Below are 19,894 nucleotides of genomic sequence, written 5' to 3'. Positions count from 1 at the left end.
TCTTGTCGGCTGGCATCTAAATAAAAAAATTTATTTTATTGAGGGCGTAGCCTTTACCGTTGTTTTTATTGGGGGCGTAGTTTGTTCAGATTAATAGCAGAGAAGAGAAGAAACAGACGTAATAAGAAACAAATAACAGTGATTTGTACACGTTAAGAAAATACGAAAACAACAGGGCACTTATTGAGAGCGATAGCGTTCACTAGGTTTTAGGGAAAGAGATACCGCCAGACTTGGACGAGATCCATTTTATAGCGTCCGACTAGGTAATTTTTACAGATGCAGATCGCATAAATCGGAACACTTGGACTATTTACAGATCAATGTCGCATTAAAATTTAGTATTAAAATTAGCTCGGTAGGTAGCTCGGTTTGCGCAGCAAATTCCCCCAAAGATGGCCTATATATATTATCTACGTTGAGATCTTTCTTTGAAAGTTAGTCTGTTGTCATTACTTGCTTCATAGTTAATGATTTCTTTGATCACTTTATCTTTATCAGATTCGTTGCGAATCGTGACTATGATTTCTTTGGGTTTTCTTAATAGAGCCCGATCTTCTTGTCTTTCTCTCTCATATCTGTTTGCTTCTTTTACGCATATGACTATTAGCCAGATTATAAATGCTATTGTAGTCATTAATAATAATAGTGCTATTAGTCCAATTTGTGTAAACAAGCTCATTTTTGTTTCCTTCTGTGCGTCTGATTCGATGTCGTTAGGACGGTTTTAGTAATACCGTCCTTTTTTCCCATTTTGAAACTGAAACACAATTCTAGCACGTAAAAAAAGCCTGTTAAGGCTTCTTCGGTGTATATTTTTTTGCAGGTGGCTTGGCACTTTCTTTTAGTTCTTGGAATTTTTGGTCAATTTTGTTTTGCAGATCATTTTTTATAATAAAAAGCTCGATTTTTAACTGTAAATCTCGTGATAAATTTTTGATTTTTCTATTTTTTATTTCACTTAGATAACAGTAAGTTATATTTAATTGATATGCAACAGCAAATTGTTCTAGCTCAGATAAATATATAAGGTCTTTGATTTTCATTTTGTAACTCAAAAAGGGAATTATACCTTTATTTTTTAAAGAGCTGGTTTTCTTTGTATTCTTCAATATCTCGAATTGTAATCGTATCAATATATTTATTGATCAGTATATGTATGAGATCACTTTCTTTGACATCTTCTTTGTATTTCACAATTAAGTCGATTCTTTTTTGCATAATCATTTCTTGTTCTTCATCTCTAATTCTATGTGTCTTTGCCATCATTGATTTCCTTGCTTTCTATATGTGATTTTAGATTTTATCATTTTAGATTTATTTGAATATCATTTGTGATTATGATATAAATTCTTATCTAATCATTTATGATTTTTAAATAGATGATGATATGTTTTGACTAGGTTAAATTTTTATAACACTGATTTCCACTTCTATATATTATGTTAAATAATAAAAATACAACATGAATTAGAGATATAAACTTAGATAAATTTAATTGAAATATACCCTAGAACTCATAATCATACGCAAATTATAATTCTACGAGCGTAGGATTCACTATCGTTTATAGTAAAAAATTAACTCTTTTATAAAAAGAGCGCTAAATTGCTAATCATTGAGTATTTATATGTATAATTAAATTATTATCAAAAGTATTCAATAAATGTATTATAGATCATGATTCCATTAAGCTTAAATAATCTCTTATTTTTAGATTTAGAGATTAACCCTAAAAACCAACAGATATTCAAAGTTGGTGCTTTGCTCATTAATAATTTTGCACAACCTGATGTGACTCAGGAAGACTTTGAGCTAGATACGCGTTCCAAAGATACTTTAACATCTGCACTGAATAAAATTTCAGAAATGGCAAAAAATGCCAATTGCTTAATTGGTCATAATATACTCAATCATGACTTACCAATATTACGAGAGTTTGATGCCACTTTAAATATATTTAATTTACCAATCATTGATACCCTACAACTCTCACCACTTGCCTTCCCTAAAAATCCTTATCATCGATTATTGAAAGATTATAAATTAATTCGTAGTGAGCTCAATTCACCTTTGCAAGATTGTAAAGCGACATATACATTATTCAATGAACAGCTCGCAGCATTTCAAGAGTTTTCAATTCATCATATGGATGAACTTTGCTGTTATCAAACAATATTGGCACATGAAAATCCAACATATGCTGAAATTTTATCAAAAATCACACACAAACCTAATTTAGCAATTGCTGATTTTAACCGTATTTTACCTGAAGTACTTTTGAACCATAATTCTAATATTGATATTACTCATAAAGTCTGCATGACTGAGCTCAATAAATTGATTGAGCATAATGTTCTATTTGAACCAGAGATTGCCTTTCCATTTTTATATACATTGGCTTGGCTACGCGTTTCTGGTGATAATTCCGTGCTAGCACCATGGGTTCGTTATCAATTTCCTGAAACATCTGAACTTATTCAAATGTTGAGGGAAAAAAATTGTGGTGAAGATCATTGTAGTTATTGTTCTAATATTCATAATCCACGTAAAGAGTTACAACGATACTTTGGTTTTAATGATTTTCGTTATGAAAACATTGAAAAAAATGAAAGTATTCAAAGAGATATTGTAGAAATTGGCATGAGGGATGAAAATATTTTTGCCATATTGCCAACTGGCGGTGGAAAATCCTTATGTTATCAACTCCCTGCCCTCAATCGTTTTTTTAGAAATGGTAGCTTGACCATTATTGTATCCCCATTACAAGCATTAATGAAAGATCAAGTGGATGGTTTAATTTCTAAACATATTCATAATGTTGCTGCACTGAATGGTTTATTGAGTTTACCAGAACGCGCTGATGTGCTTGAAAAAATTCAAATGGGCGACATCGGTTTATTATTTGTTTCTCCTGAACAATTTCGCAGCCCTAGATTTAAAAGTGCTATTGAACATCGACAAATTGGGGCTTGGATTTATGATGAGGCACACTGTTTATCTAAATGGGGAAATGATTTTAGACCAGATTATTTATATGTAGCAAAATGTATTAAAGATTTTTCAGAAACTCAACCTTTACCTGCTATTGGCTGTTTCACTGCAACAGCTAAAAAGGAAGTAATTGAGGATATTAAGCAACATTTTAAAGATCTATTAGATGTTGAATTTACAGATAAAATTAGTTTGAAAGAGCGAGAAAATCTATCTTTTGAGGTTATTTCATGTGACAAGCATGAAAAAATGAGCATGATTTCACAACTGCTTTCAACACATATTAATGAGAAAGATGGCGCTATTATTTTTGTCTCTAGACGAAAATCAGCAGAAGAAATTGCATTACAATTACAAGCACAAAACTGGAATTGCAAACACTTTCATGCAGGGCTGCATGCAAATGAAAAAAAAGATATTCAAAATGCTTTCATTGCTGGCGATGTTCAAATCATTGTTTCAACCAATGCCTTTGGCATGGGCGTTGATAAAGATAATGTTCGTTTAGTCATTCATTCGGATATTCCAGGATCTTTAGAAAATTATTTACAAGAAGCTGGCCGTGCTGGCCGTGATCAGAGTAATGCAAAATGCGTTTTACTGTATGAACCTAATGATTTAGAAACACAATTTCGTTTATCCGAATTTTCCAAATTAACACAAGGTGATATCAACGCTATTTATAAAAAAGTTCATACAGAACAAAAAAAACGTAAGAATGCTGATTTGATCATTACTCCAAAAGAAATTTTAAAAGATGCATTGGTAGAAACGATCGATATAGATGATGAAAATGCTAGAACTAAAGTGATTACTGCTCTTGCATGGTTAGAACGAGGCAACTACTTAGAAAGAAAAGATAATATTGTTCGTATCTTCCCTGCACATCTTAAAATGAATCTACCTGATGCTGTAGAAACTATTAAAAATGCAGAATTAGGCCAAAGAAAAACTCAAGAGTTCACTGCGATTGTTGAACATATTGCAAGAACACCACCTGATAAAATCATAGAAACTGATGTATTAGCCGAACTCGTTGCTGGTAATATAGATGACGTTAACTATATTCTACAGGAACTTCAAACCTTAAAAATATTAACTAATGATACTTTACTCACAGCATATATTCGCCATGGCATTGAAGATACGACACAAAAAAGATTAGAGCTAAGTTTATGGTGTGAAAATGCCATCTTTGAATTATTAGATGAATCTGCGCCTGATATTCAATCTGGTGAATGGAGCTCTTTAGATCTATCAATATTGTGTCATCAACTTAATCAATCTTTAGATGGACATGAACTCCAAACATCATTAAGAAATTACCTTGTGAAGGGTAAGATTATGCCAATGTATGTTGGTAGGATCCTCAAAACTTTAACTGAAGATAAACCTCTGAATGCTGATACCAATCTGCGTGGGCATCATAAAGTTATTGAGATTAAAAATGATCGTCGCAAGGACTTTCTCTCAATTAAAGTTAATGGGCATTATTCTTGGCAAAAAATACGAGATAATGGAGAAAATAGAAGAATTATCGCAAAAAAAATTGTGAACCACTTACTCGCCAAAGTGCAAAGTACAGGCAAAGATATTCTCATAGAAACAACTTTTGAAGCCCTTCAAAATGATATTTTCAGTGACATAATACTTTCTGAGCAATATCAAACGATTGACCAACAACATGAAATCCTATCCAATACTTTGTTATATCTACATCATTTACAAATGTTAGCACTGAATCATGGCATGACGGTGATGAGGAATGCTCTCACTATTTCCGTAGATATTGCTAGAATAAACAGATATTTAGTTAAAGACTATGAATTATTAAAAACACACTATAAAGAACGGCGTTTACAAATTCATGTTATGGGTGAATATGCTGAAATGGGCATAACTAAACTTAATGAAGCAATGAACTATGTATTGGATTATTTTTCATTGAATGAGCCATTATTCATTAAGAAATATTTTAAAGGTCGCGAAAATATTCTTGCGCTAGCGACCAGTGAAGATTCATGGAAAAAAATTATTGAAGATTTAAATGATATTCAACGCAGTATTGTAGAAAGTGAAGATGAAAATAGATTGATATTAGCTGGTCCTGGCTCAGGCAAAACTCGTGTCATTGTCCATAGAATCGCTTATTTATTGCGTGTACAGCGTGTGCCTGCCCATGCCATCATTGCCCTTGCCTATAATAGATCTGCTGCCAACGAAATTCGTAAACGTTTATATGATTTGGTGGGCAAAGAATCTTATGGCGTTACCGTCATGACTTATCATGGCATTGCTATGCGATTGACTGGAACAACTTACCAGAGTGATCTATTAAATCCTTCTGACAATGAAGTTCAAGCTCATTTCAAAACCATGCTGCAAGATGCTATAAAAATGTTGCATGGTGATGAATCAAATACCAATATATATGATGAAGAAGATGATTCACGCGCTAAACTTTTACGAGGCTATCGATATATATTAGTGGATGAATATCAAGACATCGATGAAGATCAATATAATCTAATCAGTGCATTAGCAGGCAGACATTCAGATGATGAAGATGGAAAATTAACGATTCTTGCTGTGGGTGATGATGACCAAAATATTTATACATTCCGTGGTAGTAGTAATCAATATATTGATCGATTCACTGAAGATTATCAGGCTAAAATTGATTATTTAGTCGAAAATTACCGATCGACTAAAGCGATCATTCAAGCTGCAAATAATGTGATTGAGTGTAATCCTAATCGATTAAAATCAAAACATCCAATTACAATTGATAGAACTCGGCAGAGCGACAGTTTTTATGGTGATTGGGATACATTGGATTCAAAACGCCAAGGAAAAATTATAGTTCGTATTCTTAAATATAAAGATTATAGAATACAAGCATTTGTAGTATTGAATGAGATTAAACGATTAGCAAAAATTGACTCAAGCATTATCAATAGTTGTGCAATTTTAGCTCGATCTGAATCAGCATTAAAATGTTTTTCTGGCGGTTTAACTGAATTAAATATCCCACATTATTATGAGCATGACAAATCAAGCCATTTTTCTACGGCATCTCACCGTTATTTCTTACAATGTATTGAAGAAATTAGATTAATGCCAACTTGTAATCATATTAAAGAAATATCATCGCATATTCATTGGGAAGATTATCCTGAACGTTGGCAGCTGTATTTTCAATCAGCTTTTGAGCAACTGATATTAACATTTGATGATTTAAACTTTGATGTGAACAGTATCATTCATTGGCTATATGACTATGCTTATGAGCTTCCGATTTCAATTAAAAAAGGAATCTTTTTGGGCACAATGCATTCAGCTAAAGGCTTAGAGTTCGATCATGTATTTATTCTAGATTATTTAGATACACATTATGAAAAAGACAACGAAGAAGAGCGTCGATTATATTATGTCGGTATGACTCGTGCGAAAAAAACACTCATGCTTTGTAGTTTTGGTGAAAAACACAGCATCATTCAATCCATTCAAGATACAAAAGATAGCATCATTGACGCAATAGAGATCAATAATGATTCTATGAATCAGCAATATATTTTGTTATCACCTAAAGATATTTATATGGATTATTTAGGCAGACAAAATTCTGAAACATTACAACGAGCTTCTTTGAACTTAACGGAAGGTTCTCATTTGGCAGTAGAGAAATCTCACGACGGCAGGCTAATTTTTAGAAACCCACAAAATCATGAGATTGTTGCCATGAGCTCAAAGAGTTTTAAATATAATAATGTGAATTTATATAACTTGGTAGAATGTTACGTTCACAGTATTAGCCGTAGAACTCAGAAAATGATTAAAGATGACTCTTTTAAAAATAGTTGTCAATGTGATGAATGGGAAGTTATTCAACCAATGTTAGTTATCAATGTTTAACGATTTTACTTTAAAGGCAGCCATGGAAATATCAGTTTATATTGTCAGAGCATTCAGCAAAAATAATCAAGGTGGGAATACTGCTGGCGTAGTTTTGATGGACAATCCTCTAACTACAATGCAAAAATTAGCAATTGCCAAAACATTGGGATATTCAGAAACTGCCTTTATTGCTAAATCTACCATCGCTGATTATAAATTTGAATATTTCACACCAGAGGCAGAAGTTGATTTATGTGGTCATGCTACTGTTGGTGCATTTTTAATCATGAATCAATTGAATTTGTTAACAAAAAATCATTATACAATTGATACTAAAAGTGGTGTTCTTGAAGTCAATCTCGAAAATGACACAGTTTTTATGCAACAAACTCAGCCTGAATTTTCGGATATTCTTCCTATTTCTGCACTTAACAACTGCTTCAATACTGCCAATATTGATATCAACTTCCCTGTTCAAATAGTTTCTACAGGTTTAAAAGATATTTTAATTCCCATTCAAAATATCGAAAAATTACATAATTTACAGCCAAATTTTGATCATATTAAGAAAATTAGTGAAAAATATAATGTGATTGGCATGCATCTATTTGCATCTGACAATGATCGAATTGTATGTAGAAATTTTGCTCCGCTGTACGATATTAACGAAGAAGCGGCAACAGGTACTTCCAATGGCGCATTGGCTTGTTATCTCCATCAAAAACATAACATCCAAAAAGATCTTTATGTCTTTGAACAAGGTTACTCATTAGATTCACCTTCAGAAATCCTCGTTAAATTAACAACGAATAGTGATAACGAAATTGAAAAAGTCTATGTTGGCGGTAAAGGCTATTATTGTGAAACTAAGGTTTTGGATTTATAGAATATCAATTTCTATTCTAATAATTAGAACACAATTCTGAATTTACTCTGGGTTAGCTAGGTATTATCACCTTTCATATTTTGTTAGACTCATTTAAGTGTAATATTTTGCACTGAATATAATCACTACATTATTAAAATATGGAGGGAGTTTTATGCAACAATCTTCACAAAAGCTCAAAAAAGCTTTTTTGTCTTTAACTGTTTCGCTAGCTTTAATCACAACACCAACACTTGCTCATGATGTTGTTAATCCACACAAAGATGAACCCATCGGCACAGCGCGCCAAGTGTATGATGGCGCGCTCACACCAGATTTACAGGTGAATACTTTTCGGAATATAGATCGTTTATTTGCTACTGCCAAAGTCGCTCACGATCCTGATATTACCACATGCTCAAGAGAAGCTTGGTAATGTAAAATTTCAATCTCGTGGCAAAAACTATGATCTTTATGATTATCTTTCTGTGAATAGAATTAGCGGACTCATTATCATTAAAGATGGTGAAGTTGTTCTCGAAGATTATGAATTAGGCAACACTGAAAATACACGATGGATGTCGATGTCTGTTGTTAAATCAATAACTGCAACATTGATTGGCATGGCCATTCATGATGGTTATATCAAAAACATTGATGATCCGATCGTCAATTATTTACCAGAGTTAAAAGATAGTAGCTATGACGGCGTCACTGTTCGTCAGATTCTGCAAATGACTTCTGGCGTTGCATGGAATGAAACTTATACGGATCCCACTTCTGATCGTCGTCAGTTATTAGAAATTCAATTAGAACAAAAACCAGGAGAAACTCTGATGTTGATGGCCAGCCTTCCCCGCGCTGGTGAGCCTGGCACAATTTGGAATTACAGCACAGGTGAAACGCAAGTTGCAGGTGCTTTAGTCAAAGCTGCTGTTGGTAAACCCGTTAGCGAATATCTCTCTGAAAAAATCTGGACAAAAGCTGGTATGGAATCTGATGCGACTTGGTGGCTAGAATCTCCAGAAGGTTTAGAAGTTGGCGGCAGTGGTTTATCAGCAACTCTTCGTGATTATGCACGTTTTGGTTTGTTCTTATTGAATGAAGGCGTGATAGATGGTCAAGAAACTTTGCCGAAAGGCTGGATGAAAGATGCAAGCTCACCGCACATTATTAATGGGGAACAAATTGATTATGGCTATATGTTCTGGCCTGTTGTCAATTCTGATTATGCTAGCAATGAAGGTGCTTATGAAGCCATTGGAATTTTTGGTCAACATGTTTATGTGAATCCAAAAGAAAATCTTGTGATTGCTGTTTTAGGCGCTCAACCAAAGCCTGAAAGCGTCATCCCAATTGAGGATACTGATTTCTTTGGTGCTGTTGCTGATCAGTTAAAGAAATAGACTTCAATTTCTAATATTTAATGAATAGATTGCCCTGCTTTTGTAGGGCTTTTTATTGGAATACGTTGAAGTTTTTATTTATATTCAAGCGGCATTGACCGACGGTCAGTCGTTTTATAGCTTATTAAAAAGCCCATCTATATTTTATAGATAGGCTCAAATAACTTTAGTAACTTTTACTTAATCTGTTTCAAACGATTCACATCACGAACTGCACCAAATGCAGCTGATGTTGCTAATGCACCATAAACTTGCAATGCTGCCGATACTTTACGGGAACGTTCTTCTTTCGGTACAAAGCCAAATTTAGCTTGTTCCACTAAACGTGCATCAATAATTTCTTGAGATAAATTCAAATGAATTGAACGGTTAGGAATATCAATAATGATCTCATCACCTGTTTCTACAATCGCAATCACACCGCCTTCAGCAGCTTCTGGTGAAGCATGACCAATGGATAAACCTGATGTACCACCTGAAAAACGGCCATCTGTTAATAATGCACAGGCTTTACCCAAACCTTTTGATTTCAAATAAGATGTTGGATACAACATTTCTTGCATGCCAGGCCCGCCTTTTGGCCCTTCATAACGAATAATCACAACTTCATTAGCCTGCACTTCATTATTCAAAATTCCTTTAACTGCTGAATCTTGACTTTCATAAACACGTGCTTTGCCTGTAAACTTCAGGATAGAATCATCCACCCCTGCAGTTTTTACGATACAACCATCTTTCGCAATATTGCCATATAACACAGCAATCCCACCATCTTGGCTATAGGCAAACTCACCACTGCGAATACAACCGTTTTGACGATCATCATCCAATGAATCAAAGTAACGATCTTGGCTGAATGCTTCTGTAGTTCTGACACCGCCTGGTGCAGACTTAAAGAAATGATGAACATTTTCATCATTCGTTTGTGTAATATCCCATTTCGCAATTGCTTCAGATAAATCTTTCGCATGAACTGTATGACAATCTGTATGCAATAAATTCATACGCGCCAATTCACCCAAAATACCAATGATACCGCCTGCACGGTGTACATCTTCCATGTGATATTTGCTTGTAGAAGGTGATACTTTAGATAAATGCGGTACTTTACGCGATAAACGATCAATGTCTTGCATAGAGAAATCTACACCAGCTTCATGTGCAGCTGCTAATAAATGCAACACTGTATTGCTTGATCCACCCATTGCAATATCTAGCATCATTGCATTCTCAAATGCTTTGAATGATGCAATATTGCGTGGTAAAACATTTTCATTATTATTTTCATAATAATCACGCGTATTTTTCACAATCTGGCGCGCTGCTTCTAAGAATAAACCTTCTCGATTTTTATGCGTTGCCAACATTGAACCATTGCCAGGTAAAGATAAGCCCAATGCTTCTGTTAAGCAGTTCATGGAGTTTGCTGTAAACATACCTGAACATGAACCACATGTTGGGCAAGCATTTTCTTCGATGGCTTGTACTTTATCATCCGCTTCACGATCATCGGCTGCCATAACCATAGCATCCACAAGATCCAAGCGTAAATTTTCACTGTTCCAAACAAGTTTGCCTGATTCCATTGGCCCGCCTGAAACAAATATCGTAGGAATGTTTAAACGCATTGAAGCCATCAACATTCCCGGTGTGATTTTGTCACAGTTTGAAATACAGATCATTGCATCCGCACAATGAGCATTCACCATATATTCTACAGAATCTGCAATTAAATCTCGGCTTGGTAATGAATACAACATGCCATCATGGCCCATTGCAATACCATCATCCACCGCGATTGTATTAAATTCTTTTGCAACACCACCTGCTTTTTCAATTTCACGAGCAACCATTTGCCCTAGATCTTTTAAATGAACATGTCCTGGAACAAACTGAGTAAATGAGTTGACCACAGCAATGATTGGTTTTTTAAAATCTTCATTAGTCATTCCTGTTGCACGCCACAAAGCACGTGCTCCCGCCATATTTCGACCTTGCGTCGAAGTATGTGAACGATATTTTGGCATATTCTGTCCCTGTTAAACTTTTTCAAATTCTATTTAAATTAATTCACCAATAATGTCCGATCAATATGAGGTGGTATGATCATTTTTCCTTGCCTTTTGGGCAAAACATTACACTTCTAATTATATAGCACGCTTAGAGCGCTAAAAGCAACTATATTGCAATAACCATTATTTTGGCTGTTTAATATTTTAAATTTCTAAATATTTATTCAATTTTTTTGTTCAAAAAATCAATTTTTATTAAAAATATTTTAATCTTGGAATTAACAAAACTTTATAATGTAATGATTTGAAATTATTAGCAATATTACCTATAAAGCTTCATTTTTTATGTGGTTTTTAGATTTTTATTTTTAGTCAAAAATCAGTTTTCATTTGCAAATTCTACAGAAATTTGTATCTTCTTACGTGAGGAGGCGTTTTAGATATTAAAAAAAACACGCTCAAAAAGCGTTAACGATTTAATTTAATAAATAAAAGATAGATTAAAACTTTGGAGGATTTATGGCAGAACCCATAAAAATTGATGATTCAAAACTTCTGTACGATGAAACGATAGTTAATCGTATTTACAATGATTCAAGATTTAAAGCGTTAGTGGCTGAAAAACAGAGATTCAGTCTTATTTTATTGGCACTAACTTTAGGCCTTTATATATTAATCATTGTTGCTTCTGCATTTGCACCTAGCATCGTTGGCATACCAATGGCAGAAAAGATGGTCACAACTTGGGGCATTCCCGCAGGTGTTTTCTTAATCATTTGGACAATTTTAGTGACCTGCTATTATGTTCATAAAACAAACACTTACTTTGATCCAAAAACGATTAGAGTTTTAAAGGAGATCGGCAATGAGAAATAATCTTTTAAGACAATTCTTATGCCTGATCGCATTTGGATTATTTGGTATCGCTGTTGCCCAGACGACACAAACAGGTGGCAAAAACTGGACAGCAATCATAATGTTCTTTGTATTCGTATTGGCAACCATTGCGATCACATTCTGGGCATCGAATAAAACAAAATCTGCATCTGATTTCTATACAGCTGGCGGTGGTATTTCTGGTTTCCAAAATGGTTTAGCAATCGCAGGTGATTATTTGTCATCAGCATCATTCTTAGGCTTATCAGCGTTGGTATTTGCTTCTGGCTTCGATGGCTTGATTTACGCTTTTGGTTTCTTCATTGGCTGGCCAGTCATTTTGTTATTGATGGCAGAAAGATTCCGTAACTTGGGCCGCTTTACATTTGCGGACGTAACAGCATTCAGATTACAACAGACACCAATTCGTATTTTAGCCGTATTCTCAACTTTGACGATCGTATTATTATATTTGATCGCACAAATGGTGGGCGCAGGTAAATTAATCGAATTATTGTTCGGCTTGAACTATAACATTGCTGTATTCATTGTTGGCGTGTTAATGATGGTTTACGTGTTATTAGGCGGTATGTTAGCAACCACTTGGGTTCAAATGATCAAAGCCGTATTGATTTTGATTGGTGCAACATTCATGTCTATTGTTGTGCTTTATTGGGTTGGCTTTAACTTAGAAACATTATTCGTGAAAGCAACTGAAACTCATCCAAAAGGCATTGAAATCATGGCGCCAGGTTTGAAATATCCAAACCCAATTGACACAATTTCTTTAGGCATTGGTTTAATGTTTGGTACAGCAGGTTTGCCACATATTTTGATGCGTTTCTTTACAGTTAAAGATGCAAAAGAAGCACGTAAATCAGCATTGTATGCAACAGGTTTCATCGGTTACTTCTATTTATTGATGTTCATCATCGGTTTTGGTGCGATCGTTTACATTATGAATCAACCTGATTACACAACAGCTGAAGGTGCAATCGTCGGCGGTGCAAATATGGTTGCAATTCATTTATCTCACGCAATCGGCGGTAATATCTTCTTAGGCTTCATGTCAGCAGTAACATTTGCGACATTGGTTGCAGTTGTTGCAGGTTTAACATTATCGGGCGCATCTGCAATTAGCCATGACTTATATGCAAATGTGATCAAAAAAGGTAAGCCAGAGATGAAAACTGAATTATTAGTGTCGCGTTTCACAACAGCTGCTTTAGGTGTGATCGCAATCTTATTAGGTTTATTGTTTGAACAGCAAAACGTTGCATTCTTAGTAGGCTTAGCATTCTCAATTGCAGCTTCAGCTAACTTCCCATTGTTATTCTTGTCTATGTATTGGAAAGGTTTAACAACAAAAGGCGCAGTTGTTGGTGGTGCAGCTGGTTTAATCACAGCAGTTACTATGATCTTATTAGGACCAGAAGTTTGGATCAATGTATTGGGTCACGATAGTGCAATTTTCCCTTACAATAATCCTGCCCTATTCTCTATTCCAACAGCATTTATCGTAACATTCATTGTATCTTCAATGGATAAATCGAAATCAGCAGATGAAGAGAAATCTAAATTCATCAGCCAGTATGTTCGTTCTCATGTTGGTGGTGAAGGTATTTCAGCGGCAGTTCAGCAATATCGTCAAGTTAACCATCCTGAATTCCTAGAAGAGCAAGCAAAGCAACATTCTCATTGATTAACTGATTGATAAATAAAAATAATGAACCCAGCTAGATATTTTAGCTGGGTTTTTTAATAAAAAATATTGAAAAGTTTTGTAAGTATAGTAAAATAATTCTAGTTTCAACATTCAATGAAACTGTTTTATACGATTACTCTCCCCCCTCAAAAAAGCCCTGATCATGTCCATGTCAGGGCTTTTTACTATATGAAGATATTTAATTGATGTTACTTGGCTGAACTTTCTAAAGTATAGTTAGCACCTTCACCTTGGCCTAATGTTTCCACCAAAACGGGCATCAGTTTTTCTAGTTCTTTTTCCAATGTATAAGGCGGATTTAAAATGAATAAACCACTACCATACATACCAAATTCATCTTTTTGACCTTCATATACAGACAGTGTCACATTTAAAAAGTTATCACTCTTAAATACTCGGCCCAATTTATTAGGTAAATTTAAACTTTCATCTCTGGGCAACAATGGATACCACACGATATAACAACCCGTCGCAAAACGCTTCTGAGCCTCTTCTAATGTCCTAATAACAGTTTTATAATCACTTTTATCTTCGTAAGGTGGATCCATTAAAATCACAGCTCTACGAGTAGATGGTGGCAACAAGCTAATTAAACCTTGAAAGCCATCGCTTTTCTGAATTTGATATTTAACACCTTGCCCTTTGAAATTATTGATTAAGTGTTCACTATCAGCAGGATGTAATTCAAATAATTTCACGCGATCAACAGAACGTACCAACTTTTGTGCTATCACAGGCGAACCTGGATAAAGTTTTTTATCCATCTGGAATTGCACTAAAAATTCTAAAAAGTTAAACAATTCCTTAGGTAAATTTTTCTGCTTTTGCAGTAAACCAATCCCTTCATGATATTCTCCTGTTTTCTCAGAAAATTCGGAATTAATATCATATAAACCTGCACCAGAATGCGTATCAATATACCAATAAGGTTTATCTTTTTCATTGTAATAGTTCAAGATAGAAAAAAGGACGTAATGTTTCAATACGTCCGCATGATTTCCTGCATGAAATCCGTGTCGATAACTTAGCATAAATTATTTTTGAGACTCAAAATAAGTAATATATAACAGCGCTGTAATCATAATGATAGCGCCAATCCAAAATTGTGTACCAACAGCCCAGCCAAAGAAAATAAAGCCCAATAAGGTATTTAATGGCAGTTTAAGATAATCAAATGGTTGAACATAGATCGCATCCGCTGCTTGGTAAGCCTTAACTAAAGTGAAGTGTGCGATCATTGTTAAAAAGCCTAATGCCAACAAATAACCTAATAACGATAATGTTAAATTGAATCCCAAACCTTGTATACCATGGGAAAAATTCCCTGTCATCGCCAACAATAAATTAATGGGAAACATTAACAAATATAAATAAAACAATAATGTTAACGGATGATCTTTATCCGTTAAATATTTAATCAATAGTGAATAAATGGCCCAAAACAGTGCCGCTGCCAATGGTAAAAATGCCACATAATTCATTGCTTGATAACTTGGACTGAGAATTAACAATGCACCAATGAAACCAACAAGTGTCACAACGATTCTTGTGACTGTCGCTTTCTCTTTCAAAAATAAAAAAGCACCTAAGCTCGCAAATAATGGCGAAGTCATTAATAATGCAACGCCTTCACCAATGGGAAATTGCAGACTCAATGCCTTAACCCATAATTGCACACCAATAATGGCGGCTAAAATGCGTAATAAATGAATCCAAAAACGATGTGTTGTCGCAACGCGTTTTAATCCTGCCTGAATAAAAACAGGAATTAAGAATACAAAAGCAAAGCTGTATTGAAAAAATGCAGTCCATTCTGAACTTATCGGATATTGTTGACTAATATAGGGTGTCACTACATTGATCGCAGCAAATGCAACACCCGTTGCGATCATCCATAAAGCACCTTGGACTGATTTTTGCATTTTACAAATCTGTTCCCATATAGCCTAAAGCATTCAACGAACGTTCATCATCAGACCAACCTTGACGTACTTTGACAAAAGCTTTTAAAAACACTTTCTTATCGTACAGTTTTTCTAAATCTTGACGTGCTTGCGTACTTGCTTCTTTGAGAGTGGTACCATTTTTACCAATCACAATCCCTTTTTGCGTTTCACGCTCTACCCAAACCACTGCATTGATACGAATCAATTCAACTTCTTCTTCAAAGCTTTCAATTTCCACAGTCAAAGCATAAGGTAGTTCTTGATTCAAACGACGCGTTAATTTTTCACGTAACACTTCACTTGCTAAAAAGGAACTGGAAGCTGTTGTAATTTCATCTTCGCTGAATAAAAAATCTTGTTCTGGTAAATAATGTGTTAATGCTTTTACCACTAATTTCATCTGTTTATCATCTAAAGCAGAAATTGGCAAACATTCAGCAAATTGATGTTTACTCATCATTTCAGATAAAAATGGAAATAATTCTTCTTTATTTTTAATATGATCCACTTTATTAACGATTAAAATCACTGGTTTTTCAATGTATTTTAATCGTTTTAATGCCAATTCATCATCTGGTGTAAATTTTAATGCTTCTACCATGAATAAAATAACATCTGCCATTTCTAATGAGCTGGTTGCTGTTTTATTCAGATGACGATTTAAAGCAGAATGTTCAGCTTTGTGTAATCCTGGAGTATCAATAAAGATCGCTTGACAATAATGATCAGTATAAATACCAGTAATTGCATGACGCGTTGTTTGTGGTTTACTCGATGTAATACTAATTTTTTGTCCAATCAAACGGTTCATCAATGTTGATTTTCCAACATTAGGGCGACCGATGATGGAAACGTAACCAGCGTGTTGATTCATAATAATTTTTCAAGCATTAGTTGTGCAGCATTTTGTTCTGCACGCTTCTTGCTTGTTCCTTCTGCAATAGTTGTTGTTGATTGAGCATGACATGCTACTTTAAATGTCTGGGCATGATCCTGACCTTCAATAGCAACAACTTCATACTCTGGAATGTTTTGATTGATTGCTTGTAAATGTTCCTGCAAACGGCTCTTTGGATCTTTAACCGATTCCGTAACATATTTAAATGAAGATTCGTGGATTGCATGTAACTCAGCATCATATAATTTTAAGACAACTTTTTGTGCAGCCTCAAAACCACTATCGATAAAAACAGCAGCGATGATCGCTTCAACTGTATCAGCTAAAATGCCAGCACGCTTTGCGCCGTCATTTTTGCGCTCGCCATAACTAATTACCAAATGTTTAGGTAATTCTAGTACCTTGGCAATTTTATGCAGCGTACTTTCCTTCACTAAGTGCGCGCGAATATTCGATAATTCACCCTCTTTAGCATCAGGAAATCGCTCATATAACGCATAAGCAATAATAAAATTTAAACAGCCATCACCTAAAAACTCTAAACGCTCATTGTGAGACCGAGAAACAGATCTATGCACCAAAGCCTGTTTTAATAAGGCGGCATCATTAAAACGATAATCTAATTTTTTTTGTAATTGATCCAACATAATTACTTAAGTATTGTGAAAATATGGTCACAATCTTTCAATTGCGTCACACATTTATAGTTCATCCATATAAAATTGGCTTTACCAACGAGTTGATCGTCAGCAACAAACCCCCAAAAACGACTATCAGCGCTGTTATCACGATTGTCACCAAATGCCAAATATTGACCCTCAGGCACTTTGAATGGGAATTGTTGTTTCAATCCCATACCATGATCAGCTGTTGTATTGTAAGGTGCAACTTGTATGCCATGCTCAACAATACCATCTTTTGATGGTAAATATTCTGTATAGAGCATTTCTGAGGTTGGCTCTAAAGCGGCACTGATATATTCATATTGCACAGGTTCACCATTGATCGTTAAAGCTTTATTCTTATAATCAACAACATCACCTGGAACAGCAACAATTCGTTTAATATAATTAATGCGCGGATCTACAGGATATTTAAACACAGCAATATCACCACGATTAACACCTTCACCCTCTTCACTAAAAATACGCTTATTTGTGATTGGATAACGTAAACCAAAAGACCAACGATTCGCGACAATCATATCACCCGCATATAATGTTGGCTGCATTGAACCACTCGGAATAATGAATGGTTCAGCAATGAATGAACGCAAAACTGTTAAAACTAAAACAACTGGAAATAAAAATGCAGACCAATCCACCAATGCTGGTAATTTAGCATCTTTAGCTCTATGTTTTTTAAAATAGAACTTATCAATCAGTAAAATAATCCCAGTAATCGGAACAGAGATAACGATTGCAATTGCCAAATAATGTGTGAATTGGGAGAACATTATAATTCCTTATTTATTTACTACCAGTATGTAAAACTGCCAAAAATGCTGATTGTGGAATTTCAACATTACCAACATTCTTCATACGTTTTTTACCAGCTTTTTGTTTTTCTAATAATTTACGTTTACGGCTAACATCACCACCATAACATTTCGCCAATACATCTTTACGCATTGCTTTAACTGTACTTCTTGCGATGATATTCGCGCCAATAGCGGCCTGAATTGCAATATCAAACATTTGTCGTGGAATTAATTCTCTCATCTTTTCAACCAATTCTCGACCACGATAAACAGAGTTATCTTTATGCACAATCAAGGCCAAAGCATCCACCATTTCGCCATTGATTAAAATATCTACCTTAACCAAGTTCGCAGGCTCATAACGCACAAACTCATAGTCAAATGATGCATAACCACGAGAAATTGATTTCAAACGATCAAAAAAGTCCAAAACCACTTCACTCATCGGCAATTCAAATTGTAATTGTACTTGAGAACCTGCATATACCAAATTCTTTTGAACACCACGTTTTTCAACGCACAATGTAATAATATTACCTAAATACTCTTGTGGCGTTAAAATATTGGCACGAATGATAGGCTCACGCAATTCTTTGATTTTATTAGGAGGAGGTAAATCATTGGGGTTATCAATCATCACCACTTCACCATCAGTTTTTTCTAATTCATAAATAACTGTTGGTGCTGTTGTGATTAAATCCAAATCATATTCACGCTCTAAACGCTCTTGGATGATTTCCATATGTAGCATCCCAAGGAAACCACAACGGAAACCAAAACCCAATGCTTGAGATGATTCAGGTTCAAAATTTAATGAGGCATCGTTCAAACGCAATTTTTGCAATGCTTCACGCAAGTTCTCATAATCAGTGGACTCTACAGGGAATAAACCAGAGAAAACGCGTGATTGAACCGTTTGGAAGCCAGGAACAGGTTCATTCGCAGGATTGTTTTCAAGCGTTAATGTATCACCCACTGGAACGCCATCAATGTCCTTAATACCTGCAATGACAAACCCCACTTGCCCTGCTGATAATTCTGCTTTGTCAACACGTTTTGGTGTAAACACACCCACATGGCTTACTTGATAGACGCGCTTACTGCTCATCACTTGCATTTTATCGCGTGGACGTAAAACACCATCAAAAATACGCACTAAAGAGATCACACCAACATAAGGGTCAAACCATGAATCAATGATCAATGCTTTTAATGGTGCATTAGGATCTCCTTTGGGTGCGGGTACTTTTGTGACTAATTCTTCTAATACATCATCAACGCCCATGCCTGTTTTTGCAGAACATGTCACTGCATCCATTGCTTCAATACCAATGATATCTTCAATTTCAGCAGCTACCTTCATTGGATCAGCCGCTGGTAAATCTATTTTATTCAATACAGGGACAACTTCTAAGCCGTGATCAATCGCCGTATAACAGTTAGCAACAGATTGCGCTTCAACACCTTGGGCGGCATCTACAACCAAAAGCGCCCCTTCACAAGCATACAACGAACGAGAAACTTCATAAGAGAAGTCAACGTGTCCTGGTGTATCAATGAAGTTCAAATGATAAACCTCTCCATTCTTCGCTTTATAATCCAAAGATACAGATTGCGCTTTAATGGTAATGCCACGCTCTCTTTCAATATCCATAGAGTCTAAAACTTGAGCCGCCATTTCTCGTTCGCTCAATCCATCGCAAATTTGAATAAAACGATCGGCAATCGTGGATTTACCATGATCAATGTGGGCAATAATGGAAAAGTTTCTAATGTTCTTCATGCAGTAAATTT

16 protein-coding genes are annotated in these 19,894 nt (G+C 35.0%); 6 read left to right on the top strand and 10 right to left on the bottom strand.

All coding sequences use genetic code 11. The features are described from left to right. Nucleotides 1-409 precede the first annotated feature (409 nt). The 3 genes from ACA100_RS08885 to ACA100_RS08875 all read right to left on the bottom strand — a co-directional run bounded on the left by ACA100_RS08885 (nucleotide 410) and on the right by ACA100_RS08875 (nucleotide 1,269). Complete coding sequence (locus ACA100_RS08885; protein WP_481077352.1) at nucleotides 410-682, bottom strand: hypothetical protein; 273 nt, start codon at nucleotides 680-682, stop codon at nucleotides 410-412. Nucleotides 683-794: 112 nt separating this feature from the next. Beyond that, on the bottom strand, nucleotides 795-1,046 hold the full coding sequence (locus ACA100_RS08880; RefSeq protein ID WP_481077351.1) for a hypothetical protein: 252 nt from the start codon (nucleotides 1,044-1,046) through the stop codon (nucleotides 795-797). 28 nt (nucleotides 1,047-1,074) lie between these two features. Continuing rightward, nucleotides 1,075-1,269 carry a hypothetical protein gene (locus tag ACA100_RS08875; protein WP_481077350.1) on the bottom strand — a complete coding sequence of 65 codons (195 nt, stop codon included), beginning with the start codon at nucleotides 1,267-1,269 and terminating at the stop codon, nucleotides 1,075-1,077. A gap of 411 nt (nucleotides 1,270-1,680) precedes the next feature. Between ACA100_RS08875 and ACA100_RS08870 the strand changes: the two genes are divergently transcribed. The 4 genes from ACA100_RS08870 to ACA100_RS08855 all read left to right on the top strand — a co-directional run bounded on the left by ACA100_RS08870 (nucleotide 1,681) and on the right by ACA100_RS08855 (nucleotide 9,162). Next, nucleotides 1,681-6,909, top strand: a complete 5,229-nt coding sequence (locus ACA100_RS08870) for a RecQ family ATP-dependent DNA helicase (protein ID WP_481077349.1) — start codon at nucleotides 1,681-1,683, stop codon at nucleotides 6,907-6,909. A gap of 22 nt (nucleotides 6,910-6,931) precedes the next feature. Further along, nucleotides 6,932-7,777: a PhzF family phenazine biosynthesis protein gene (locus ACA100_RS08865; protein WP_481077348.1), complete on the top strand. Its 846-nt coding sequence runs from the start codon at nucleotides 6,932-6,934 to the stop codon at nucleotides 7,775-7,777. Between the two features lie 154 nt (nucleotides 7,778-7,931). Next, nucleotides 7,932-8,192: a hypothetical protein gene (locus tag ACA100_RS08860; RefSeq protein ID WP_481077347.1), complete on the top strand. Its 261-nt coding sequence runs from the start codon at nucleotides 7,932-7,934 to the stop codon at nucleotides 8,190-8,192. Nucleotides 8,193-8,244: 52 nt separating this feature from the next. Further along, on the top strand, nucleotides 8,245-9,162 hold the full coding sequence (locus tag ACA100_RS08855) for a serine hydrolase domain-containing protein (RefSeq protein WP_481077346.1): 918 nt from the start codon (nucleotides 8,245-8,247) through the stop codon (nucleotides 9,160-9,162). Nucleotides 9,163-9,338: 176 nt separating this feature from the next. Here ACA100_RS08855 and ilvD read toward each other — a convergent pair whose 3' ends face one another. Beyond that, nucleotides 9,339-11,189 (bottom strand): dihydroxy-acid dehydratase, encoded by a 1,851-nt coding sequence (gene ilvD / locus ACA100_RS08850; RefSeq protein ID WP_481077345.1) that lies wholly within the window; start codon nucleotides 11,187-11,189, stop codon nucleotides 9,339-9,341. A gap of 504 nt (nucleotides 11,190-11,693) precedes the next feature. Here ilvD and ACA100_RS08845 point away from each other — a divergent pair. Both ACA100_RS08845 and ACA100_RS08840 read left to right on the top strand, forming a co-directional pair. Then, nucleotides 11,694-12,050 (top strand): DUF485 domain-containing protein, encoded by a 357-nt coding sequence (locus tag ACA100_RS08845; protein WP_481077344.1) that lies wholly within the window; start codon nucleotides 11,694-11,696, stop codon nucleotides 12,048-12,050. Further along, a complete protein-coding gene (locus tag ACA100_RS08840; RefSeq protein ID WP_481077343.1) occupies nucleotides 12,040-13,752 on the top strand; it encodes a cation acetate symporter in 1,713 nt (570 codons plus the stop codon). The genes ACA100_RS08845 and ACA100_RS08840 overlap by 11 nt, the downstream gene beginning before the upstream one ends. A gap of 212 nt (nucleotides 13,753-13,964) precedes the next feature. Here ACA100_RS08840 and ACA100_RS08835 read toward each other — a convergent pair whose 3' ends face one another. From ACA100_RS08835 to lepA, 6 genes are read right to left on the bottom strand one after another with little or no spacing between them, the layout of a single operon-like run. Beyond that, complete coding sequence (locus ACA100_RS08835; RefSeq protein ID WP_481077342.1) at nucleotides 13,965-14,807, bottom strand: 23S rRNA (adenine(2030)-N(6))-methyltransferase RlmJ; 843 nt, start codon at nucleotides 14,805-14,807, stop codon at nucleotides 13,965-13,967. Nucleotides 14,808-14,810: 3 nt separating this feature from the next. Further along, a complete protein-coding gene (locus ACA100_RS08830) occupies nucleotides 14,811-15,698 on the bottom strand; it encodes a DMT family transporter (RefSeq protein ID WP_481077341.1) in 888 nt (295 codons plus the stop codon). 1 nt (nucleotide 15,699) lies between these two features. After that, nucleotides 15,700-16,596, bottom strand: coding sequence for a GTPase Era (era, locus tag ACA100_RS08825; RefSeq protein WP_481077340.1), 897 nt, complete (start codon nucleotides 16,594-16,596; stop codon nucleotides 15,700-15,702). After that, a complete protein-coding gene (rnc, locus tag ACA100_RS08820) occupies nucleotides 16,593-17,267 on the bottom strand; it encodes a ribonuclease III (protein WP_481077339.1) in 675 nt (224 codons plus the stop codon). Before rnc ends, era begins: the two co-directional genes overlap by 4 nt. Nucleotides 17,268-17,269: 2 nt before the next feature. Continuing rightward, nucleotides 17,270-18,076, bottom strand: a complete 807-nt coding sequence (lepB, locus tag ACA100_RS08815) for a signal peptidase I (protein WP_481077338.1) — start codon at nucleotides 18,074-18,076, stop codon at nucleotides 17,270-17,272. A 13-nt stretch (nucleotides 18,077-18,089) separates the two neighbouring features. Further along, nucleotides 18,090-19,883 carry a translation elongation factor 4 gene (lepA, locus tag ACA100_RS08810; RefSeq protein ID WP_481077337.1) on the bottom strand — a complete coding sequence of 598 codons (1,794 nt, stop codon included), beginning with the start codon at nucleotides 19,881-19,883 and terminating at the stop codon, nucleotides 18,090-18,092. Nucleotides 19,884-19,894: the final 11 nt, after the last annotated feature.

Source organism: Wohlfahrtiimonas sp. XWW7 (genome assembly GCF_056716055.1).
The sequence above is the reverse complement of the archived record's forward strand: the minus strand, read 5'-3'. Positions and strand labels throughout refer to the sequence as shown.